Raw genomic sequence first — 17,097 nt, 5'->3', positions numbered from 1 at the left:
CCATCACCGCGTCGACCTCGGCTGTGGACGTCGGCTCCCGGGCCGCCGACGAACCTGGTCGCAAACTACAACCTCACCAACGCGCAGCCCATGCGCTACGACGGTACAAACGTCACCTTCCAGTTCTCATAGATCATGGTGTCGTGGGCAGCTCGCTGCGTATCTCCGGCGCCGCCGATGTCTGGTTGCTGCCAGCAAGAGCCGTCTTTGTTGATCAGGTGCCCCCTGCTCGGTCTGCGGTTGTTCCGTCGGACACTGCTTGGTGAGTTCATCCATGCGCACGGAAGGCGTCGGGGGCAGGCTGGACCCGTGCGGTGGGCCGCACAGGGAGGGGCGCTAGGCTTCCGGCCCGGCCCCGCTGGACCGTGGCGGGCGGATGAAGGCCGGGAGCCGTGATCGACGAAACAGCCAGCCGTGTGAGTACGGCGCCTGATGCTCCACCACAGCTGGAGCAGGGAGCCTCGCCGAGGCGCGGATCCGGCGTGCTGGGGCGGTTTGTGCGGGTTTGCCTCGACGTGGCTGGCGGCGTTCTCGCTCTTACGCTCATCGGCGGCATCGTCGTCCTGGTGGCGCCCAGCGTCCTGGCGCGGTTTGAACAGCCCGCGCTGCAGGCATGGTGCACCGTGCTGGCCGCCGTGGTGATCCAGGGCGTTCCCTTCTTGCTGCTGGGCACGGTGGTGTCGGCCGCGGTCACCACTCTGGTCCCGGACCGTGTGCTCGCCCGGGTTCTCCCTGCCAACCCCGTTCTTGCTGTTCCCGTCGCGGGCGCGGCCGGAGCGCTCCTGCCGGGATGTGAGTGCGCGTCCGTACCGGTCGCGGGGAGCTTGATCCGGCGGGGGGTCGCGCCGGCTGCGGCCCTGACGTTCCTCCTCGCCGCGCCCGCGGTGAACCCGGTCGTGCTGGTGGCCACTTCGATCGCGTTCCCGGGCCGACCGGAGATGGTCCTGGCCCGGCTGGTGGCATCTTTCGCCACTTCGGTCGCGATGGGCTGGCTGTGGACCCGGCTCGGCCGCACCGATTGGCTGCGGCTGACCGACCGCCCGCAGCCGACCGCCCACCGGGGGCGCCTCGATGCCTTCGCCCAGGCCCTCCAGCACGACTTCCTCCACGCGGGCGGATTCCTCGTGCTTGGCGCGGCGGCCGCGGCGACCTTCAACATCGCGGTCCCGCCCTCGGCACTGGAGTCCTTCGCCGGCTCACCGTGGCTGTCGGTACTGCTGCTCGGCGTACTCGCGGTGGTTCTGTCGATCTGCTCGGAGGCGGACGCCTTCGTGGCGGCGTCGTTGTCCGGGTTCTCCGCGACGGCCCGGCTCGCCTTCATGGTGGTCGGGCCGATGGTCGACCTCAAGCTGATCGCACTGCAGGCCGGAACGTTCGGCCGCGCCTTCGCCCTCCGCTTCTCCACCGCCACGTTCGCCTCGGCCGTGCTCGCCAGTGCCCTGGTCGGGGGGTGGCTGCTGTGAGGAAGATGCTGCCCGCCGCGCTGCTCGTTCTCATCGGCTGCGCCCTGCTGCGGATCAGCCTGCTCAGCGAGCTCTACCTCCGTTACGTGAAGGAGGGACTGCGGCCCTTGCTGATCGCGTCAGGGGTGATCCTGGCCCTGCTCGGCCTCATGGCGGCCATCCGCGTACGCCGTCACGGTGGCGAGGAGGCGACGGACCACGGACACACTCACTCCGCGGCCGGTCCCAAGACGGCCTGGCTGCTCGGACTGCCGGCGGTCATGCTGCTGCTGTTCGCGCCGCCAGCCCTCGGCTCGTACACCGTCGCACGGGATGGGTCCGGTGCGGTCGCCAAGCGCACGACCTTCCCTGCGCTGCCCGAGCGAAGCCCGCTCGCGCTGTCCCTGACCGACTTCACCAGCCGCGCCGTGTGGGACGAGAAGGGGTCGTTGCGGGGGCGTACGGTCCGGCTCACCGGGTTCGTCACTCCGCAGAGCGCCGACGCCTGGCAGCTCAGCCGGGTGATCGTCAGCTGTTGTGCGGCGGATGCCCGGGTGGTGAAGGTCGAGGTCCACGGGATCGCCGCCCCGCCGGGCGACAGCTGGGTCACGGTCACCGGGAAGTGGCGGCCCGACGCGAAGGCCCCGGCTCTCGATGCCACCGGACTCGACCGGATCCCGCAGCCCAAGAACCCTTACCGGGATGCCGTACGGCCCTGACCGGTAGGGGCGGCGCCGAGGGCCCACACCCCATTGCCCCGAGCCAGAAGCAGTGAGCTATGTGGGTGTGGGCCTGTGACTGCTTGCTCCGCTCGGCGCAGTCGGCGATCGCGTTCAACAGGCCGCAGCCCATGGCGTAGGCGACGGCGTGTCCGCCGGCCGGGTGTCCAAGCGGCCCTGGCGAAGTCCACGGCTGATCCTTTGACGCTCTTGGGCTTCGCCCTCGACGACCGGGCCGCCGACGGTGCGGTGAGCAGCGTCCCGGTCGACGCAGGCGGGCGCGTGCCGTCTCGACGCCGTCGTGGACACAGCCCTGTACTGCTGAGTGCGCCGCCCGGCATGCGGGCGTTGGCGCCAGTTCAGGTGCCGGCAGCGCGGTCCAGGCGTTCGTAGCAGTCGTAGTTCCGCTGGGCATGGATCCTGCCGTCCCGGAACTCCAGGAAGACCCCGATGTGGGCCCGTAGTTCGTAGCCGGCGGGAAGGTCGCCCAGCGGGACCGCGAGGGTGCCGGTCCAGGTGACTTCGAGGGCGACCAGGTCGTCGGACGCGACCGCGTTGTGCACCTCGAACCGCTGCCGGGTGAGGACCTGCTGGCCCCGCTCCGCGTCCTTGAGTACAGCGGTCAGATCGCGGCGGACACCGTCGGGGAAAAGGGAGTTGGGGAACTCCTGCTGCACCGCCTCCTCGTGGAAGAAGCGGGCCAGCTCCTGTCCGGTGGCTCCTTGGGAGACCGCCTCGTGGTAGCGCAGGGCGACTTCGACATTGGGGTGCTGCAGCATGCGGTACAGCGTAGGCCGCGGCGTGGTGCCAGCGATACGGGGCAAGGGGCCAAGACCCAGCAGCGGACCTCACCAGAACCGCCTAGAAAGCGCCGGCGGGTGACCAGACGTTCTCCTCCGGCATGCTGCCGCAGCTGAACAGGCGGATCTGCGCGCCCTGGGTCAGGCCACCCCAGGTGTTGAGGCAGTTGGCCGAGGCCACCTTGGGCTGGAGCTGGACGGCTCCGCCGTAGTAGGTCTTGTTGAACTGGACGTCGCTGGGCGACGACAGGTTGCATTCGTAGAGCTTGAGGTGGTTGCCCGTGACGTCGCCGCCCTCCCAGTTGTTCAGGCACAGGGGCTGCCTGTCGCCGAAAGAGCGTGAGGCGACGATCTGGAAGTGGGTGGAGTCCACCGACTCGATCGACCAGTTCTGGGCGTCGGTGCCGTTGCAGCCCCATGCCTGGACCTGGACGCCGGGAGAGAAGTTCCCGCCGGTCACATCCAGGCACAGGTTGTTCCCGAGCTTGATCTCCGTGTAGCCGTCGGCGTGGGCCGGAGTGGTGGCGACGGTGAGGGCCAAGATCGGAGCAGCGGCGGCGGCCAGTGCGGCTATGCGCTTACGGGTGAGCATGGGGATTCTCCTGATGGGGATGGGGATGGGGCGCGCGGGGGGACGGTTTCGCCGGTTGGAAGAGCGGGTCGAAACCTGATCGGTCGTCAGTGCTGTGCCCGTGGATATTGCCAGATCGAAGATCATCTGCACGCGGCCGACGGGGAGACGAGTGCCCCCATGACCTGCAACTTCACGATGCACACCGCTCACTGGTCGCCGATAGCGGCGGATGGGCGACAGCCCGGCTGGTGCGAGGTTGGCCGGGCTGTGGTGTGGCGGGGTTTAGACGAAGTTCTCGCCGGGGGCGTCGGTGCAGGGGTAGAGGCGGATTTCGTTGCCCTGGCCGGTGCCGCTCCAGGCGTCGAGGCAGTTGACGCCGGCGCTGCGGGGCTGCATCTGGATGCCGCTGCCCTTGTAGACCCAGTTGAAGGAGCCGTCGCCGCTGTTGGCGCAGTTGTAGAGCTTGATGTGGTTGCCGGTCTTGTCTCCGCCTTCCCAGTTGTTGATGCAGAGGTTGGTGTTGATGGCGCTCTGGACGAGGAAGTGGGTGGAGTCGACGTGGACGAAGTTCCACTGCTGTGCGGGAGTGCCGTTGCAGCCCCACTGCTGGATCTGGGCGCCGATGACGGCGTTGCCGCCGGGGATGTCCAGGCAGAGGTTGTCCTGGAGCTTGATCTGATGGCCCTCGGTGCTGAGGGCGTTGGCGGGGGTGGCGGTGAAGCCGGTGGCCATGAGGCCGGTGGCGCAGACGGCGACAGCGGCCAGACGGTGCTTGAGCATGGGTGTGTTCCCCCGGGTGTGTTGGGCAGGTGGTTGCCGGCCGCCGCGAGGTATGCACGGCGGCGTTCACGGCACTGCGCAATGTGTACCAGCGGGCGGTGCACCGTCAGCCGTCTCAGGGCAGCGAGCGCATCCCGACTGCGTCCCGAGACGGCCGATCGGAGTCTTGGGACGCCATGCGGGACGTCTCGGGCAGCCAAGGAGATGCAGGCGCGCGGACGTCCGATGTTCCGCTCGATGCCCATGGCGCACAGCAACCCGGTCGCGACGCGGCTCACCAAACGAAACCCACACGCCCACCTGACACTCCAGCACCACCAGCCGGGATCACGCGCCCAGCAGCAGCCCCGGACCGCCCCAGGAATCACCCCGAAGCTCGGCCGCCCTCAGGCTGGTCGGCAACGTAGTCGTGGTGCCGACTTCGCCATCCAGATATCGATGACACTGCGCGTATTCGGCGACGACCGTGTCACCAAGCGGCTGTCGTTCGACAGCTGTAACCGTGACGAGACCCGGGCCCCGAGACCTGGGTCCCAGCACGCCGGTGCATCTCGTTGCCGTCATGGCGCTACAGTCCGGCCGCTCGTCGGCCCAGGACGGGCTCGGCCAGGAATCTCGCCGGGCCGCACAGGGTCTGGCCGTGCTGGGCGAAGAGGTCGTCTCGGGAGTCGAAGTGCCCAAGGTCCGTGAGCAGGTACGCCGAGAGGTCACACGAGCCGTCCGACGCGGGGCAGGCCATGGCTTTGTCCCAGTCGACGCTTGTCCTGGACAGCGCCTCGAAAAGAGTCTCGGGACCGGCGTTGGTGAAGCCGCCGCCGGCCCAGCCACGTGGCTCGCCGGCACCGGCGAAGAGCTCGGACACTGCAAGCCACGGTGCGGCGGCGTGATCGGCCTCCGACAGTCCGTCGACGCGGAACTCCGGCCAGGCCAGCACTACTTGGTCGGGAACAAGCCGACGTAGCCGGGGGAAGCGCGGGTACCAGAATGCGCCGTCCACGACCAGGCCGCGCACCCGGGAGGGAATGCCCCACGCCCGCGCAACCGCTTCCAGTACAGCCATCCGCTGACTGCAGGAGCCGCGGCCGAGCCGCAGGACCTGAGATACCGGCCGTGCCTCCTCCACCGAGTACACCGCGCGAACCCCCGCGGAGATCCACCGGTGTGCGCGTCGAAGGGCCGCCACTTTCGCTGCTGGCCCCTCCCCGTCCTCGGCCGCGGTACCGATACTCCGCACGGCAGAACGGACACGCGGATGTCCCCAATCGAGGATCCGCGTCGGCGCCGTTCCTCCGCACGCACCACGGCCACTGGCCACGGCCTGCCGAGCCCGCCCCCGCGGCGTCAGCAGCGTACTCACCATGGCTGGCTCCTCCCGTCCCGATTGCTGCCCAGTCTCTCAGCTCATTTGAACACGTTCAAGTACGACTGGCGGCCCGGCAGGGCGCGGGTCGCGCCACCGATGCGGACCTGCGCCCTTCGCCCGCACGAGACGGCGCCCCGTCCCGCTGACCGAAGTCGACATCATCGCCCATCGTCATGGTCCGGGGGCCGGACGGGGCAGGGAGTTGTGCGTCGGCACACCGGTCCGGCGGCGGCCATGGGGAGGACTGAGGGTGGGCGGCCGTTTCGGAGGCCGCCCACCAGGTGTCTTTCTGTGCGGTCAGGGAGCGAGCAGGATCGTCTTGCCGGGCAGGCGCCCGGCGCCGGCGTCCGCATGCACGGTGGCCAGTTCGGCGATGGGGCGGTGGCCGGCGATGTGGAGGTGGAGCTTGCCGGTGTCCACCTTGGTGACCAGCTCGGTCAGCTGGGTTCGGTCGCTGCGGACCCACAGGCTGGCGCTGCGCACCTTGCGTGTGGTGTCTTCGGGTATCGGGCCGGCTGTGCTGGCGCAGACCCCGCCGTCGGCGACGTAGTTGGTCAGCTGGGCCAGCTCGTCGGGGGATACGCGTACGTGGTTCACCACGGCGTGGAAGGGGCCGCCCACGGAGGCCGGGCCCGCGGCGAGAGTGAGGGGGGTGAGGACCCGGTCCGCGCCGTAACCCCGCAGGCGATCGGCGTGCTGTGGGGCGTCCACCGCGGTCACGTGGGCTCCGGCGCCGACGGCGAGCTGCACCACGAGGCTGCCCACCGCGCCGCCCGCCCCGTTGACCAGGACGCTCTGGCCGGGTTTCAGCTCGGCGAGCTCGAAAACCGTCTGCCAGGCCGCCAGGCCGGTCAGAGGTAGCGCCGCGGCATCGGTCAGCGCGATCGACCGGGGCGCCGGGGCCAGGGACTCCGCAGGGGCGAGGACGTACTCGGCGGCGGCTCCGGCGGAGTCGAGAGGAAGCATGGCCACCACCGGGTCACCGACTTCCAGGTCCGTCACTCGCGGGCCGAGTCCAGCGACGGTGCCCGCCAGGTCGATTCCCGGGACGTACGGGAGAGTGATCGGGATCATATCGGCCAGCACACCCGCGCGGATGTGGTCGTCGACCGGGTTGAACGACGTGGCCGCCACTCGCACCAGCACCTGCCCGGTGCCGGGAACTGGGCGGTCGACGTCCTCGTAGCGCAGGACCTCGCTGCTGCCGAACTCGTGGAAACGCATTGCCTTCATGGCACTTCCTCCAGGGTGTGTTGATGCCGTCGCCGAGGGGCGAGGCGATCGGGCGGGCAGGTGGGGAACGTCGAGGTGCTCAGGTCAACTGCACGGAACGGGTGGAGTTGCCCATCACCATGCGGTCGATGGCGCTCACGGCGCTGGCGGAGTCGGTGGCGGCGCCCACGGTGAGCAGCAGCGGGACGAAGTGGTCGGCCGTCGGGTGGGCGACCGCGGCGCCGGGTGCTTTGTCGCGGTAGTCGGCCAGGGCGTCCGCGTCGCCGCGGCCGAGGGCGTCGACGGCCCATTCGTCGAAGGCCGTGGTGTGGGCGGCGAGATCCGGCTGGCGGAAGACGGCGAAGCTGTGCGTCATGAAGCCCGAGCCGAGGACGAGTACGCCTTCTTCGCGCAGGGGCCGCAGGCGTGTTCCGAGCCGGAGCAGCGCGGTGGGGTCGAGACCGGGCATCGACAGCTGTACGACGGGCACGTCGGCCGCGGGGTACATGGCCATGAGCGGGATGAAGGCGCCGTGGTCGAGGCCGCGGTCGGTGAACTCGTGCACCGGTGTGCGGCCCAGTAGTCCCGTCAGGCGCCGTGCCAGGTCGGTGGCGTCCGGGGTGGCGTAGGGGAGGGTCTTGTAGCGGGGGTGGAAGCCGCTGAAATCGTAGTGGAGCGGGGTGCCGGCCGCGGCTGCGGATATCGCGGCCGGTGCGTGTTCCCAGTGGGCTGAGATGACGACGACGGCCCGGGGTTTGGGCATCGACTGGGCCCAGTCGAAGAGCTCGGTGAGCCACCGCGGATCGTCGAGAGTGAACGGAGCCCCGTGGCTGACGAACAGGCTGGGCAGGGGACCGTCGGAGGGGTTCCACGCCTCCTGCTCGCGTGCCTGTGGCAGGACTCGGGCGAGGAGGTCGTCGTACGCGGCGGCCGGTGCGCGCGACGGGTAGGGGGAAGTCAGGCCGTTCGGGGAGGCCAGGCTGCGGGTGGTGGTCATCGGCATCAACTCCTTCACTTGCCTTGGCAAGTGAAAAGGTAGGCCACTTTGGGTTGCCCAGGCAAGTGATTCGAGTTGCCCGGGCAAGTATGATGGGGTTCATGAACACCCAGTCACCCTGGCTCGACGACGACCAGCAGGCCCTGTGGCAGGAGCTCCTCACCGTCGTCATCGCCCTCCCGGCGGCCCTCGACCGCCAACTGCAGCGAGACGCGGGCATCTCCAACTTCGAGTACGGAGTGCTGGCCCGGCTGTCCATGGCGGACGACGCCACGATGCGGCTGAGCGACCTGGCCCGGGTTTGCGACAGCACCCAGCCCCGTCTGTCGAAGCTGATGGACCGCTTCGAGGCCCGGGACTGGGCCACCCGCCGCCCCGACCCCGGCGACGGCCGGTACACCCTCGCCACCCTGACCGACGCCGGCCGGCAGAAGCTGGCCGACAGTGCACCGGAACACGTGGCGCAGGTGAAACGGCTTGTGTTCGATCCGCTCAGCGCCGCTCAGCGCCGCCACCTCGAAGCCGCACTCACGCGTATCGCCGCAACGGTGCGCCAGGAACTGGAATGAGGCTGAGTGCCGTCCCCAGGTGGAGTCTTCCGTGTCGTAGAACGACAGGGTGAGAGTGAACGGCCGTCGTACCACTGGCTTTGTAGGTGGAATCGGGGTTCTGGCATAGATCTTGGGGGGCGCGGAGCGTCGCCCCGTGTTCGATTGCGAGAAGTCCGGGTGGCGTGAGATCGCGTACGCCTTGACGCCCGGCCGATGCGAGTGACGCTCCATCAGGTCCCCGGCCGCTTCCGCCACGGTGCCTCGGCCGCGCTGTGGAGACCTGCGTCGCCGCGTACCGCGACTGCCTGTGCGTCCCATCATCCTTCAACCCGCTGTAGCAGACGACGCGTCGGGCCCCCGGCCTCCCTCAGGACGACTTGGATCCCGTCGGCTGACGGGCCGAGCGCAAGAAAGGCCGCGCATGCCCTGGTCCACGAGCTGCTGGCGCAGGGGCACTCGCGCAGGGCGATCGCCCGGCACCTGGGCTGGGGCCTCAACACCGTGTTGCGGTATGCGGTTGCCGCGCGCTGGCCGGGCACCTTCCGCGACAACCGGTCCCGGCCCCAGCAGGCAGGATCCCTGCAAGCCCTACCTGGAGCGACGGTGCGCCGCAGGATGCACGAACGTCACTCAGTTGCACGGCAAACTGCTTGCCGAGTACGCCCCCGTCGCTTACCAGATGGTCCGCGCTCACATCGCTACTCTGCGCACCGCCCCACCGGGCGCACCGCCATCGCCGGCGTCGGTACGGCGGGTGACGGGCTGGCTCGCCCGTCACCCCACGACCCTGAGCGCGCGGAGCATCGCGCCGATCTCAAGGATGTCCTGGCCCGCTGCCCCGGGCTGGACACGGCCGCCGGGCACATCCGCGACTTCGGCGAGATCCTCACTGGTCGCCTCGGCATCACGCTCCCCACCGTGTGCCGCATCAAGAAGATCAAAAGGCAGCTCTACGGGCGAGCCGGATTCGACCTGCTCCGAGAAATGATCCTGCTTCAGTGACAGCCGCCCCTTCGACGACCGGTCTACCGTTGAGCCGTGACATGGAACGAAGCTGAGTATCTCGACTGCCTGCAGTCCGAGCGGCGTTGCTACGCATGGGTAATGCAGCATCACGGCGGGCTGGCGCCGGAGGAGGCCAGGGCGGCCGCCATGGAGCGTTACCCATACGAGCCGAACGGTGCTCCGTTCCGCGGGCTGGTCTTTCACGACGAGGCGTGGCACTGGGCGATGCTGGCGATCCACGGCGATCGGTACGTAGTGGAACACCCCGAGTTGGCTCATCCGTCACCTGACTACCGAGCCCATGAGTAGCCAATGAACGAGCGCATTCGAATATCGAGGTAGCACTCCGCGACCGTGGTTGAGCGCGTCGTACAACGTGCCGTGCCCACGCCGGTGTTCGGCCAGCAGCGTCAGGTCGACCGGCGAGGTCACGGGGCCGTCCGCGCAGAGCATCGCGTCCGTGAGCTCGAACAGCGTGTTACCTCGCCCGGTCAGGGACGCGCACAGGTCTTCCCGGAAGTGTGACGCGAAGCCGAACGCGTCCCGCCGGGCATCGTGATCCAGCACACTCATCTCCTCATGCCCCGAAAACTCCCTGGTAAGTGACACCGTTCGCCCCGTCGGCAGGGCCTACGTGAAGTCGGAGTATGCGAGGTGGGTTGCGCAGATCCGGCACCGGAAGAGATACGCCGTCACCTCGCCGTCCTTGTCCAGCGAGCCGAGGAAGTGCTCAACCTGGTTCGACTGCCAGCCCCAGTCGTTCGCCTCCCGCCGCAGCATCTCCAGTGCTTGGGGACAGGCAACGAGTTCGGTGGCCCCGACCAGGCCGAGGAACGCGGCCCCATCGCCACAGTGGAAGAACCACTGCGGCTCCTGCCACGCGACGAAACCCGGAGTGCGCCGGTCGACCGCCGCGAAGACCTCAAGGGGCACGTCGTCGCCCAGGCACGTTCCCGCCGTGAAATGAGCGTCGAACCGTTCCGCAGCACTGCCGTCTGCAATGCACCACGGACACAGCCGACCCCCAAGCTCCTCGGCCGCGTAGACCGGGCCTCTGTAGACATACCCGCGTTCCCGACCACAGCAGACACAGGCCGTGCCAGACGGTGCGATCACGCCCGTGGCGACGGGGTCAGGGTGGTACGGGAACTCAGGAAGCAGCTCAGTCACAACCCATAACCGTAACAACCAACACGAACGGCCATTGGTGCGGGTTGTAGACCATAAAAAGGACAAGCGCAGACCTGCTCCGCCAACGCATTCTCCACAGCCCATGATCCCGGCAACATCACAAGATCGCCGACAGAGCCGAATTCGGTGATCGTTCACAGCGTCCTCATCGAACGTGAAGAAACCGCAGCTGCATGATCACATCGCACCGATCGCCGCGTCCATAACGAATGCCCTTACGGAGGCGGCACGTGTCCCGGGGGTCGCTCTCCAGGCTCGGGGAACCAGAGTTCTCCGTCCGGAAGGTCTTGGCGGGCCTCGATATAGTGCTCGGCCCTACGGGCGAGTTGGATCCCCGGAACAAGATCATCGACTCTGGGCAGGACGGCATCCGGGACGGGGTAGACGTTATACATCCACGGATCGTCGCCACGGTCGAAATGTTCGCGAACCTGAACGATGTCCTCGCGGCGCAGCACGGCGATTGTGACTCGCTCGTGGTCACCACGCCAGACCACAAGATCCCATGCGACGTTCATGCCCTCGCGGAACGGGTACGGCCGCTTGCCCACCACCACACTCCTCGGGCCGGTTCACCCTCAACCTACCCCGGCTCCGTCATCGGCCTGATCGCGGGCCCCAATAGACCCGCAAGTCTTGACAATTGCGCGGCCGGGCTGACCTTCCCTTGCTGCCGCATTGCCTCCAGCGCCCGCTGGACCTCGGCGGCCTTCAGCCTGGCCCGCTTCTGGTGCCCGGGCTCATCTCGCCCGCTCTGCCGACCAGTTGTTGTCATGGTAGTTCGGTGGTGCGTCGGTTCTGGGGGTCCGCCCGCTGGACGCCGGAGAGTCATCCGTGCGGTGAGAAGGCGGGCCGTTGAGATTGGAGAACAGGTCATCCTCGGCTACCCCGCACCCTGTCAGCGCGAGAACAGCAGCCGTAGTGACAACACCAAAGCGGATCTTCCTTGGGAACGTGCACCGACCCTTCCCACGTGCCGGAGTCGGAGCATGAGTGCGGTTACTCGGTGGGCTTGGGGAAGTGACCGGGGCCTTTGGGGTCGGCTTTCATCGCCTTGTCCTGGCGGTCGAGTTCGTCGTGGACGCGGCCGAGGAATTAGGCGCAGTCTGTCGCGCAGCTGTCGAAGAGGGCGGTCTGGAGTCCGGTGAAGGCGTCCCGGACCTTCTCCGCGCCCGGCGTCGGGGCGGCCTCGACCGCTGCGCTGCCGTGGCGGTGGCAGCTGCCGAGGGCGTTGTGGATGCCGGGGAAACCGAGCTGCGGAGGTGTTCCTGTGCGTCTGCCTGGTGGTCGGGGGCGTGCTTGAGCTCGCCGCCTGTGAGACGGCAGTCACGGAGGATCTTCCAGGTCTTCATGTGGGCGAAGACGTGCTCGACGCGGGCGCGGAGTGCCGTATCGCACAGCAATTTCGGGACAGCCTTGAGCTACGGAGTGGTTCCGATGGAGTCAGAACACGAAGACGCTCCTGCTGCCATTCGGGTGGTAAGTCTCGCCGGGATAGATGAGCCAGGTGACCTGTCCCGTGCAGTCCGGCCCGGAGTGCACTTCCGCGATCGCGTCCGTGTGATTGGACACCGCAGGTGGAACGAAGTCACCAAGTGGGAAGCAGCCGCTGGGATCCCGGTGGGCCACACCGTCGATGACCAGGAACCCGTGGGCGGCGTAGGCGGTGCCCGGAACTGCGAGTGCGAGCGTCGCGGCCGCCACGCAAGTCCCTAGCACCCTCGCCATGCGTCGCATCATGCGCATACCTCTTTCAGCGTCGCGCGGCCGCACCACCGCAGCCACTTGATAGCTGAACGTAGATCACAAGTCGCTCAACGTCGCGTGCTCGGTGGGGGGTTGTCCGCCCTGTAGGCCAGACGTGAGGCCCTGCTGAATCGAAGGGGTTCCAGCGGTGGCGAGGTTGACTTCCTCAAAGCCACTCGACCCATCGGACACGCCCTGGCCCATCAACTTCACGGCGGTGGCCCGCCGGGCCGGGGTGAGCACAGACTTCCTCTACCGAAGCCCGGAACCGTGCACCCGGATCGAACAGCACCGCGCCAAGGGCGGGTTGGCCTCTGCGGCGCCCGGCGGCCCCGCGGGCGACTCATCGACCGTTGCAGTGAGAGCGCTGAGCGCCGCCCGCCTCGCGCGGCAGCAGCAGGCTCGCCGCGCAAGGCCGAGAGGCTGCGAAGGCCCTGGAGATCGCGCGGGGCGAGAACCTCGCCCTGCGTCGGCGTCTGGCCCGGTATGAGCAGGGTTGGCAGATCAGTCTGAACTCCCACTCTTTGCAAGGGAGTTGACCGGCAGTTAGCCAACCGCTATCTATATGGCTAGCTGTTATCTGAGGGGGTGTCGTGCGGCAGGAAGCTGTGCTGGCCATGCTGGCCAAGGAACCGTCGTACGGCTATGAGCTCCGCGAGCGGTTGCGTGAGGCGCTCGGTCCGCTCGGGGAGGGGATGAACGCCGGGCAGATCTACGTCACCCTCACCCGGCTGGAGAAAGCCGGCCTGGTGGTTTCCGAAGCCTCGACGGGGCTTCCGGACCGGCCGGACCGGAAGGTGTACCTGCTGACCGCGGCCGGCCAACAGCGGGTCGCGGGCTGGTTCGCCGAGGTGAGCTGGCCCAAGCCGGATCTGGCCGAGTTCCACCTGAAGTTGAGCGCGGCCGCAGCGGGGCGGCTGGCCGATCCGATCGCCATCGTGGACGCGCAGAGGCGGGAGCTGCTTGTTCGGCTGCGGGACACGCAGCGCGCCGCACTGGACGAGCCGGCCGACTCGCAGGCCGCCCTGCTGCTGGAAGGCATCGTGCTCCGGCTGCAGGCCGACCTGCGCTGGCTGGAGGCGTGTGAACGCACGTGGACCCGTACGAGGAGGAAACAGTGAGTGACACCGACAGTGCCGTCCTGCTGACTGCCCGGGGGCTCGGCAAGCACTACGGCTCGGGGGACGGGAAGGTACGGGCGCTCGACGGGTTCGACCTCGATGTCGCGACCGGTGAGACCCTGGCCGTGACCGGCCCCAGCGGATGCGGGAAGTCCACGCTCCTGCACCTGCTGGGCGGGCTGGACCGACCCGACGAAGGCAAGGTCACGATCGCCGGGCGAGCGCATCGACACCATGAGTGAGCGTGCGCTGTCCCGGTTCCGGCGCGATGCCAGCGGGTTCGTCTTCCAGGCCTTTCAACTGATGGACGAACTGACCGCGGTGGAGAACGTGGAACTGCCCGCGCTGCTCGCCGGGCGATCCCCCCGGTCAGCGCGCAAGCGTGCGCTAGGCCTCCTGGAGCAGGTGGGGCTCACCGACCGGGCCTTACACGTGCCGTCCGCGCTCTCCGGCGGCCAGCGCCAGCGCGTCGCGGTGGCAAGGGCCCTGATGAACGAACCGCTGCTGGTCCTGGCCGATGAGCCCACCGGCAACCTGGACAGCGAGGCAACGCTCGACGTCCTGCGCCTGTTCGACAACCTCCACGAAGCGGGGCAGACCCTGGTGATCGTCACCCACGACTCGCGGATCGCGGCGACCGCCGACCGGATGATCACGATGCGCGACGGCGCCCTCCTCGACGAGACCCGGCTGACCGGCGGAAGCCGGGGCACGCTCGGCTCCCTCGTCGGTCTGGAGGGCTGAGTCGATGGGACGGCTGCGCCTCATCCTCCGGCTGGCTGCCCGGGACCTGCGCCGGCGCCGGGCCGAAGCGGGTCCTCCTGCTGCTGGCCTTCACCGCGGCGACCACGACCCTGACCCTGGGCCTGGCCCTGCACGGTGTGACCAGCCAGCCGTACGAGCGGACGAGGGCCGCGACCCATGGCCCGGACGCCGTGGTCCGACTCAACGCGACCCACCCTTCGCATGTGCTCACCGATGACGACCTCGGCATGTTGACGGCGGTGGCGAAGCGGCCCGGGTCCGTCGCCCAGAGCGGTCCGTATCCCTCGACCTGGGGTGTCGTGCGGGCCCACGGCCACGCCACTGGCGCACAGGTGGAGGGCCGGGATCCGCAGACCGCCACGGTGGACCAGCCGAAGCTGACGGCGGGCCGGTGGGTCGGCAGCGAAGGAGCGATCGTGATGGAGGCAGGTCTGGCCGGCGCGCTGGGTGTCAACGTCGGCGACCACGTCACCGTCTCCGGGCGGCCGTTCACCGTCTTCGGCCTCGCTGTCACGACCGCCGTCGCCCCCTATCCGGCGGCCTGCCTCGCCACCTGCGAGCCCGACGCCGACAAACCCGAGCGGGACAACTCCGGCCTGGTCTGGGCCACCCGCGCCGACACCCGGGCCCTGGCGACCGCGACGAACCCGCTGTACTACGTCATGAACCTCAAGCTCGCCGACCCCGAGTCGGCCGGCACCTTCGCCGACCAGGTCATGCGCCAGATGTCCTTCCAGGCGCCCGCCATCGCGTCCGTGGACACGTGGCTGGACATCCGGCACCGGGACGCCCGGACGACGGACACCGTGCGCATGGACCTGCTGGTGGGCAGCTGGCTGCTCGGCATGCTCGCCGTCGCCAGCGTCGCGGTCCTGGTCGGCGGCCGCATGGCGGACCAGACCAGGCGGGTGGGGCTGCTCAAAGCGGTCGGCGGGACGCCGAAGCTGGTCGCGGCGGTCCTGCTCGCCGAGTACCTGGTCATCGCCGTCGCGGCGGCGGCATCCGGCATCGGCGTCGGCGCGCTGGCGGCGCCGATGCTGACCAGCACGGGCGCGGGACTGCTCGGCAGCTCCGGGCTGCCACCGGTCACCGTCCCCGAGGCTGCGATCGTGCTGGCGGTGGCGCTGCTGGTGGCGATCAGCGCGACGTTCATCCCCGCGGTGCGGGCCGCCAGGACCAGCACCGTCCGGGCCCTGTTGGACGCCACACGGACCCCGAAGCGCCGGGCGTGGCTCATCGCACTCTCAGCCTGGCTCCCGGTGCCGTTGCTGCTCGGCCTGCGCCTGGCGGCCCGTCGGCCGCGCCGCGCCGCGCTCGGAGCGGCGAGTGCAGCCATCACCGTCAGCGGCATCGTCGCCGTGCTGATCGCACACCAGCGCATCAACTCCCAGCCGTTCGGCCCGGACGCCCTGAGCAATCCCCTGGCCGACCAGCTGGATCAGACGATGCTCGTGATCACGGCGATGATCGGCATCCTCGCCTCGATCAACGCGATCTTCATCGCCTGGGCGACCGTGCTCGATGCCCGGCGCTCCTCGGCGGTGGCGCGGGCACTCGGCGCCAGCCCCCCGCAAGTCACGTCGGCCCTGGTCGCAGCCCAAGCGATCCCCGTGCTCGCCGGCGCCGTACTCGGACTCCCTGGCGGGATCCTGCTTTACACCGCGGTGCGACACGGCGGAACCGTAACGCTCCCCAACCCCCTGTGGCTGGCCGCCGTCCTCCTCGGCGCGGTCGTGCTCATCCCCGTGCTGACCGTCCTCCCGGCCCGGGTCGGCGCGCGCCGGTCCCTCGCAGAGATCCTCCAGGCGGAGAACGCCTGACCACCGGGCGCCACCAGGTACGGATGATCACCCGACCACAACTACCGGTTCCAGGGACCTGGTTGGGTGACGGTCACCCGGATGGCGGCGCGTCTCGGGATAGGTGTTGCCGCACAGGGGGAGGGGATGGCGACGGGGTACGGGGTTGGGCGTGTCCTGTGTGGCGGTGGTGGGTCACGGCCGCGGCACGGTGATGCGCGCGGCGAGCCGACAAACCGTCACCGAGGCCAGGACGCGGGCGCATCAGGAGGGCCGAGCAAGGAAGTCCTCGACGCTTTCTGGGAATTGACAGCGAGGCGTTCCTCAGTTTCGGAGGGTGGAGGCTGGGCGGCCGAAAGCCGCTCAATGCGGGTCGGACCGGTCGTACGGTCGTGCCATGACTGTTGACGACATGCCTTTTGAGTACAGGTTGGCCCGCCCCGAGGACGCCAAGGCGATCGAAGCCCTCGACGGCTCCTTCACCACGCGCTCCGTGTTCCGGGTGACCGTCACGGAGGGCGGCTTCGGCCTCCGCGAGGAAGCGGTGAATCCGCCGATCCACAAGGTCTTTCCCGAGGAGGAGACCGCAGACGCCGAGGCTGACGATGACCCGGATACCCGTACCTTCGTCGCGCTCGACAGTGGCGAGCTGGTCGGGTTCGCCGCCGTCTCGTACAACGCGTGGAACAGGCGGCTGACCATCGAGGACATCGAGGTCGCGCCCGCCCATCGCGGCCGGGGCGTCGGCCGCACCCTGATGGAGCGCGCGGTCGACTTCGCGCGCGAGCGCGGGGCCGGCCACGTCTGGCTTGAGGTGACCAACATCAATGCCCCGGCCATCCACGCCTACCGGCGGATGGGTTTCACCTTCTGCGGACTGGACACGGCCCTGTACGAGGGCACGCCGTCGGCCGGTGAGCAGGCCCTGTATATGAGTATGCCCTGCCCCTGAGCCACCAACAGGCGGCTGACGGCAGGGGCCCCTGTTGGGTTCACCTCGGCGACCCGGGACGGCTCCCGCGCCACCCTCAC

General features: G+C 69.0%; 16 protein-coding genes and 3 pseudogenes. 7 read left to right on the top strand and 12 right to left on the bottom strand.

Going from position 1 to position 17,097, the window contains the following annotated elements:
- Positions 1-446 precede the first annotated feature (446 nt).
- Positions 447-1,463: a permease gene (locus tag BG418_RS08385; RefSeq protein ID WP_398998122.1), complete on the top strand. Its 1,017-nt coding sequence runs from the start codon at positions 447-449 to the stop codon at positions 1,461-1,463.
- The gene (locus BG418_RS08380; RefSeq protein ID WP_317453562.1) at positions 1,451-2,161 is read left to right on the top strand and encodes a TIGR03943 family putative permease subunit; all 711 of its coding nucleotides are present in this window, start codon (positions 1,451-1,453) and stop codon (positions 2,159-2,161) included. The genes BG418_RS08385 and BG418_RS08380 overlap by 13 nt, the downstream gene beginning before the upstream one ends.
- 359 nt (positions 2,162-2,520) lie before the next feature.
- Here the strand turns inward: BG418_RS08380 and BG418_RS08375 are convergent, their stop codons facing one another.
- From BG418_RS08375 to BG418_RS08350, 6 genes are all read right to left on the bottom strand, one after another.
- Entirely contained in the window at positions 2,521-2,940 is a 420-nt protein-coding gene (locus BG418_RS08375) for a nuclear transport factor 2 family protein (RefSeq protein ID WP_188273087.1), read from the bottom strand.
- An 82-nt stretch (positions 2,941-3,022) separates the two neighbouring features.
- On the bottom strand, positions 3,023-3,553 hold the full coding sequence (locus BG418_RS08370) for an RICIN domain-containing protein (protein WP_188273086.1): 531 nt from the start codon (positions 3,551-3,553) through the stop codon (positions 3,023-3,025).
- Positions 3,554-3,817: 264 nt separating this feature from the next.
- On the bottom strand, positions 3,818-4,315 hold the full coding sequence (locus tag BG418_RS08365; protein WP_188273085.1) for an RICIN domain-containing protein: 498 nt from the start codon (positions 4,313-4,315) through the stop codon (positions 3,818-3,820).
- A gap of 568 nt (positions 4,316-4,883) precedes the next feature.
- Positions 4,884-5,675, bottom strand: coding sequence for a transglutaminase domain-containing protein (locus BG418_RS08360; protein WP_188273084.1), 792 nt, complete (start codon positions 5,673-5,675; stop codon positions 4,884-4,886).
- Positions 5,676-5,975: 300 nt separating this feature from the next.
- Positions 5,976-6,911 carry an NADP-dependent oxidoreductase gene (locus BG418_RS08355; protein ID WP_188273083.1) on the bottom strand — a complete coding sequence of 312 codons (936 nt, stop codon included), beginning with the start codon at positions 6,909-6,911 and terminating at the stop codon, positions 5,976-5,978.
- A 79-nt stretch (positions 6,912-6,990) separates the two neighbouring features.
- On the bottom strand, positions 6,991-7,740 hold the full coding sequence (locus tag BG418_RS08350) for a dioxygenase (RefSeq protein ID WP_398998119.1): 750 nt from the start codon (positions 7,738-7,740) through the stop codon (positions 6,991-6,993).
- A 248-nt stretch (positions 7,741-7,988) separates the two neighbouring features.
- Here BG418_RS08350 and BG418_RS08345 point away from each other — a divergent pair, with 248 nt between their 5' ends.
- Complete coding sequence (locus tag BG418_RS08345; RefSeq protein WP_067156920.1) at positions 7,989-8,456, top strand: MarR family winged helix-turn-helix transcriptional regulator; 468 nt, start codon at positions 7,989-7,991, stop codon at positions 8,454-8,456.
- A 756-nt stretch (positions 8,457-9,212) separates the two neighbouring features.
- Here BG418_RS08345 and BG418_RS08340 read toward each other — a convergent pair.
- From BG418_RS08340 to BG418_RS08315, 6 genes and pseudogenes are all read right to left on the bottom strand, one after another.
- A complete protein-coding gene (locus tag BG418_RS08340; RefSeq protein ID WP_188273081.1) occupies positions 9,213-9,722 on the bottom strand; it encodes a hypothetical protein in 510 nt (169 codons plus the stop codon).
- A 39-nt stretch (positions 9,723-9,761) separates the two neighbouring features.
- Positions 9,762-10,016: pseudogene (locus BG418_RS08335) on the bottom strand (transposase); the annotation flags it as partial.
- Between the two features lie 57 nt (positions 10,017-10,073).
- Complete coding sequence (locus tag BG418_RS08330) at positions 10,074-10,718, bottom strand: CbrC family protein (RefSeq protein ID WP_188273251.1); 645 nt, start codon at positions 10,716-10,718, stop codon at positions 10,074-10,076.
- 131 nt (positions 10,719-10,849) lie between these two features.
- Entirely contained in the window at positions 10,850-11,185 is a 336-nt protein-coding gene (locus BG418_RS08325; protein ID WP_188273080.1) for a hypothetical protein, read from the bottom strand.
- 741 nt (positions 11,186-11,926) lie between these two features.
- Positions 11,927-12,019 (bottom strand): annotated as a pseudogene (locus BG418_RS08320) (IS5/IS1182 family transposase); the annotation flags it as partial.
- Positions 12,020-12,077: 58 nt separating this feature from the next.
- Positions 12,078-12,338 carry a hypothetical protein gene (locus BG418_RS08315; RefSeq protein ID WP_188273079.1) on the bottom strand — a complete coding sequence of 87 codons (261 nt, stop codon included), beginning with the start codon at positions 12,336-12,338 and terminating at the stop codon, positions 12,078-12,080.
- Between the two features lie 635 nt (positions 12,339-12,973).
- On the opposite strand from BG418_RS08315, the gene BG418_RS08310 reads away from it, so the two are divergent.
- The 4 genes and pseudogenes from BG418_RS08310 (at position 12,974) to BG418_RS08295 (ending at position 17,017) form a co-directional block, all read left to right on the top strand.
- Entirely contained in the window at positions 12,974-13,501 is a 528-nt protein-coding gene (locus BG418_RS08310; protein WP_317453561.1) for a PadR family transcriptional regulator, read from the top strand.
- Positions 13,498-14,245 (top strand): annotated as a pseudogene (locus BG418_RS08305) (ABC transporter ATP-binding protein). The gene BG418_RS08310 and the pseudogene BG418_RS08305 overlap by 4 nt, the downstream one beginning before the upstream one ends.
- Positions 14,242-16,086 carry an FtsX-like permease family protein gene (locus BG418_RS40795; protein WP_398998115.1) on the top strand — a complete coding sequence of 615 codons (1,845 nt, stop codon included), beginning with the start codon at positions 14,242-14,244 and terminating at the stop codon, positions 16,084-16,086. The pseudogene BG418_RS08305 and the gene BG418_RS40795 overlap by 4 nt, the downstream one beginning before the upstream one ends.
- Positions 16,087-16,462: 376 nt before the next feature.
- Entirely contained in the window at positions 16,463-17,017 is a 555-nt protein-coding gene (locus BG418_RS08295) for a GNAT family N-acetyltransferase (protein ID WP_188273078.1), read from the top strand.
- Positions 17,018-17,097: the final 80 nt, after the last annotated feature.

The sequence above is a fragment of the Streptomyces sp. CBMA152 genome (assembly GCF_014596475.1).
Taxonomy (GTDB): Bacteria; Actinomycetota; Actinomycetes; order Streptomycetales; family Streptomycetaceae; genus Streptomyces.
Note: the sequence above shows the minus strand (reverse complement) of the source record. Positions and strands in the feature narration are given on the sequence as shown.

Coding starts and splice junctions, on each gene's coding strand:
- BG418_RS08370 (WP_188273086.1), bottom strand. CDS start 3,553: ATGCTCACCCGTAAGCGCATAGCCGCACTGGCCGCCGCCGCTGCTCCG.
- BG418_RS08295 (WP_188273078.1), top strand. CDS start 16,463: ATGACTGTTGACGACATGCCTTTTGAGTACAGGTTGGCCCGCCCCGAG.
- BG418_RS08375 (WP_188273087.1), bottom strand. CDS start 2,940: ATGCTGCAGCACCCCAATGTCGAAGTCGCCCTGCGCTACCACGAGGCG.
- BG418_RS08365 (WP_188273085.1), bottom strand. CDS start 4,315: ATGCTCAAGCACCGTCTGGCCGCTGTCGCCGTCTGCGCCACCGGCCTC.
- BG418_RS08345 (WP_067156920.1), top strand. CDS start 7,989: ATGAACACCCAGTCACCCTGGCTCGACGACGACCAGCAGGCCCTGTGG.
- BG418_RS08340 (WP_188273081.1), bottom strand. CDS start 9,722: ATGAGCCAACTCGGGGTGTTCCACTACGTACCGATCGCCGTGGATCGC.
- BG418_RS08360 (WP_188273084.1), bottom strand. CDS start 5,675: ATGGTGAGTACGCTGCTGACGCCGCGGGGGCGGGCTCGGCAGGCCGTG.
- BG418_RS08330 (WP_188273251.1), bottom strand. CDS start 10,718: ATGGGCTGTGGAGAATGCGTTGGCGGAGCAGGTCTGCGCTTGTCCTTT.
- BG418_RS08355 (WP_188273083.1), bottom strand. CDS start 6,911: ATGAAGGCAATGCGTTTCCACGAGTTCGGCAGCAGCGAGGTCCTGCGC.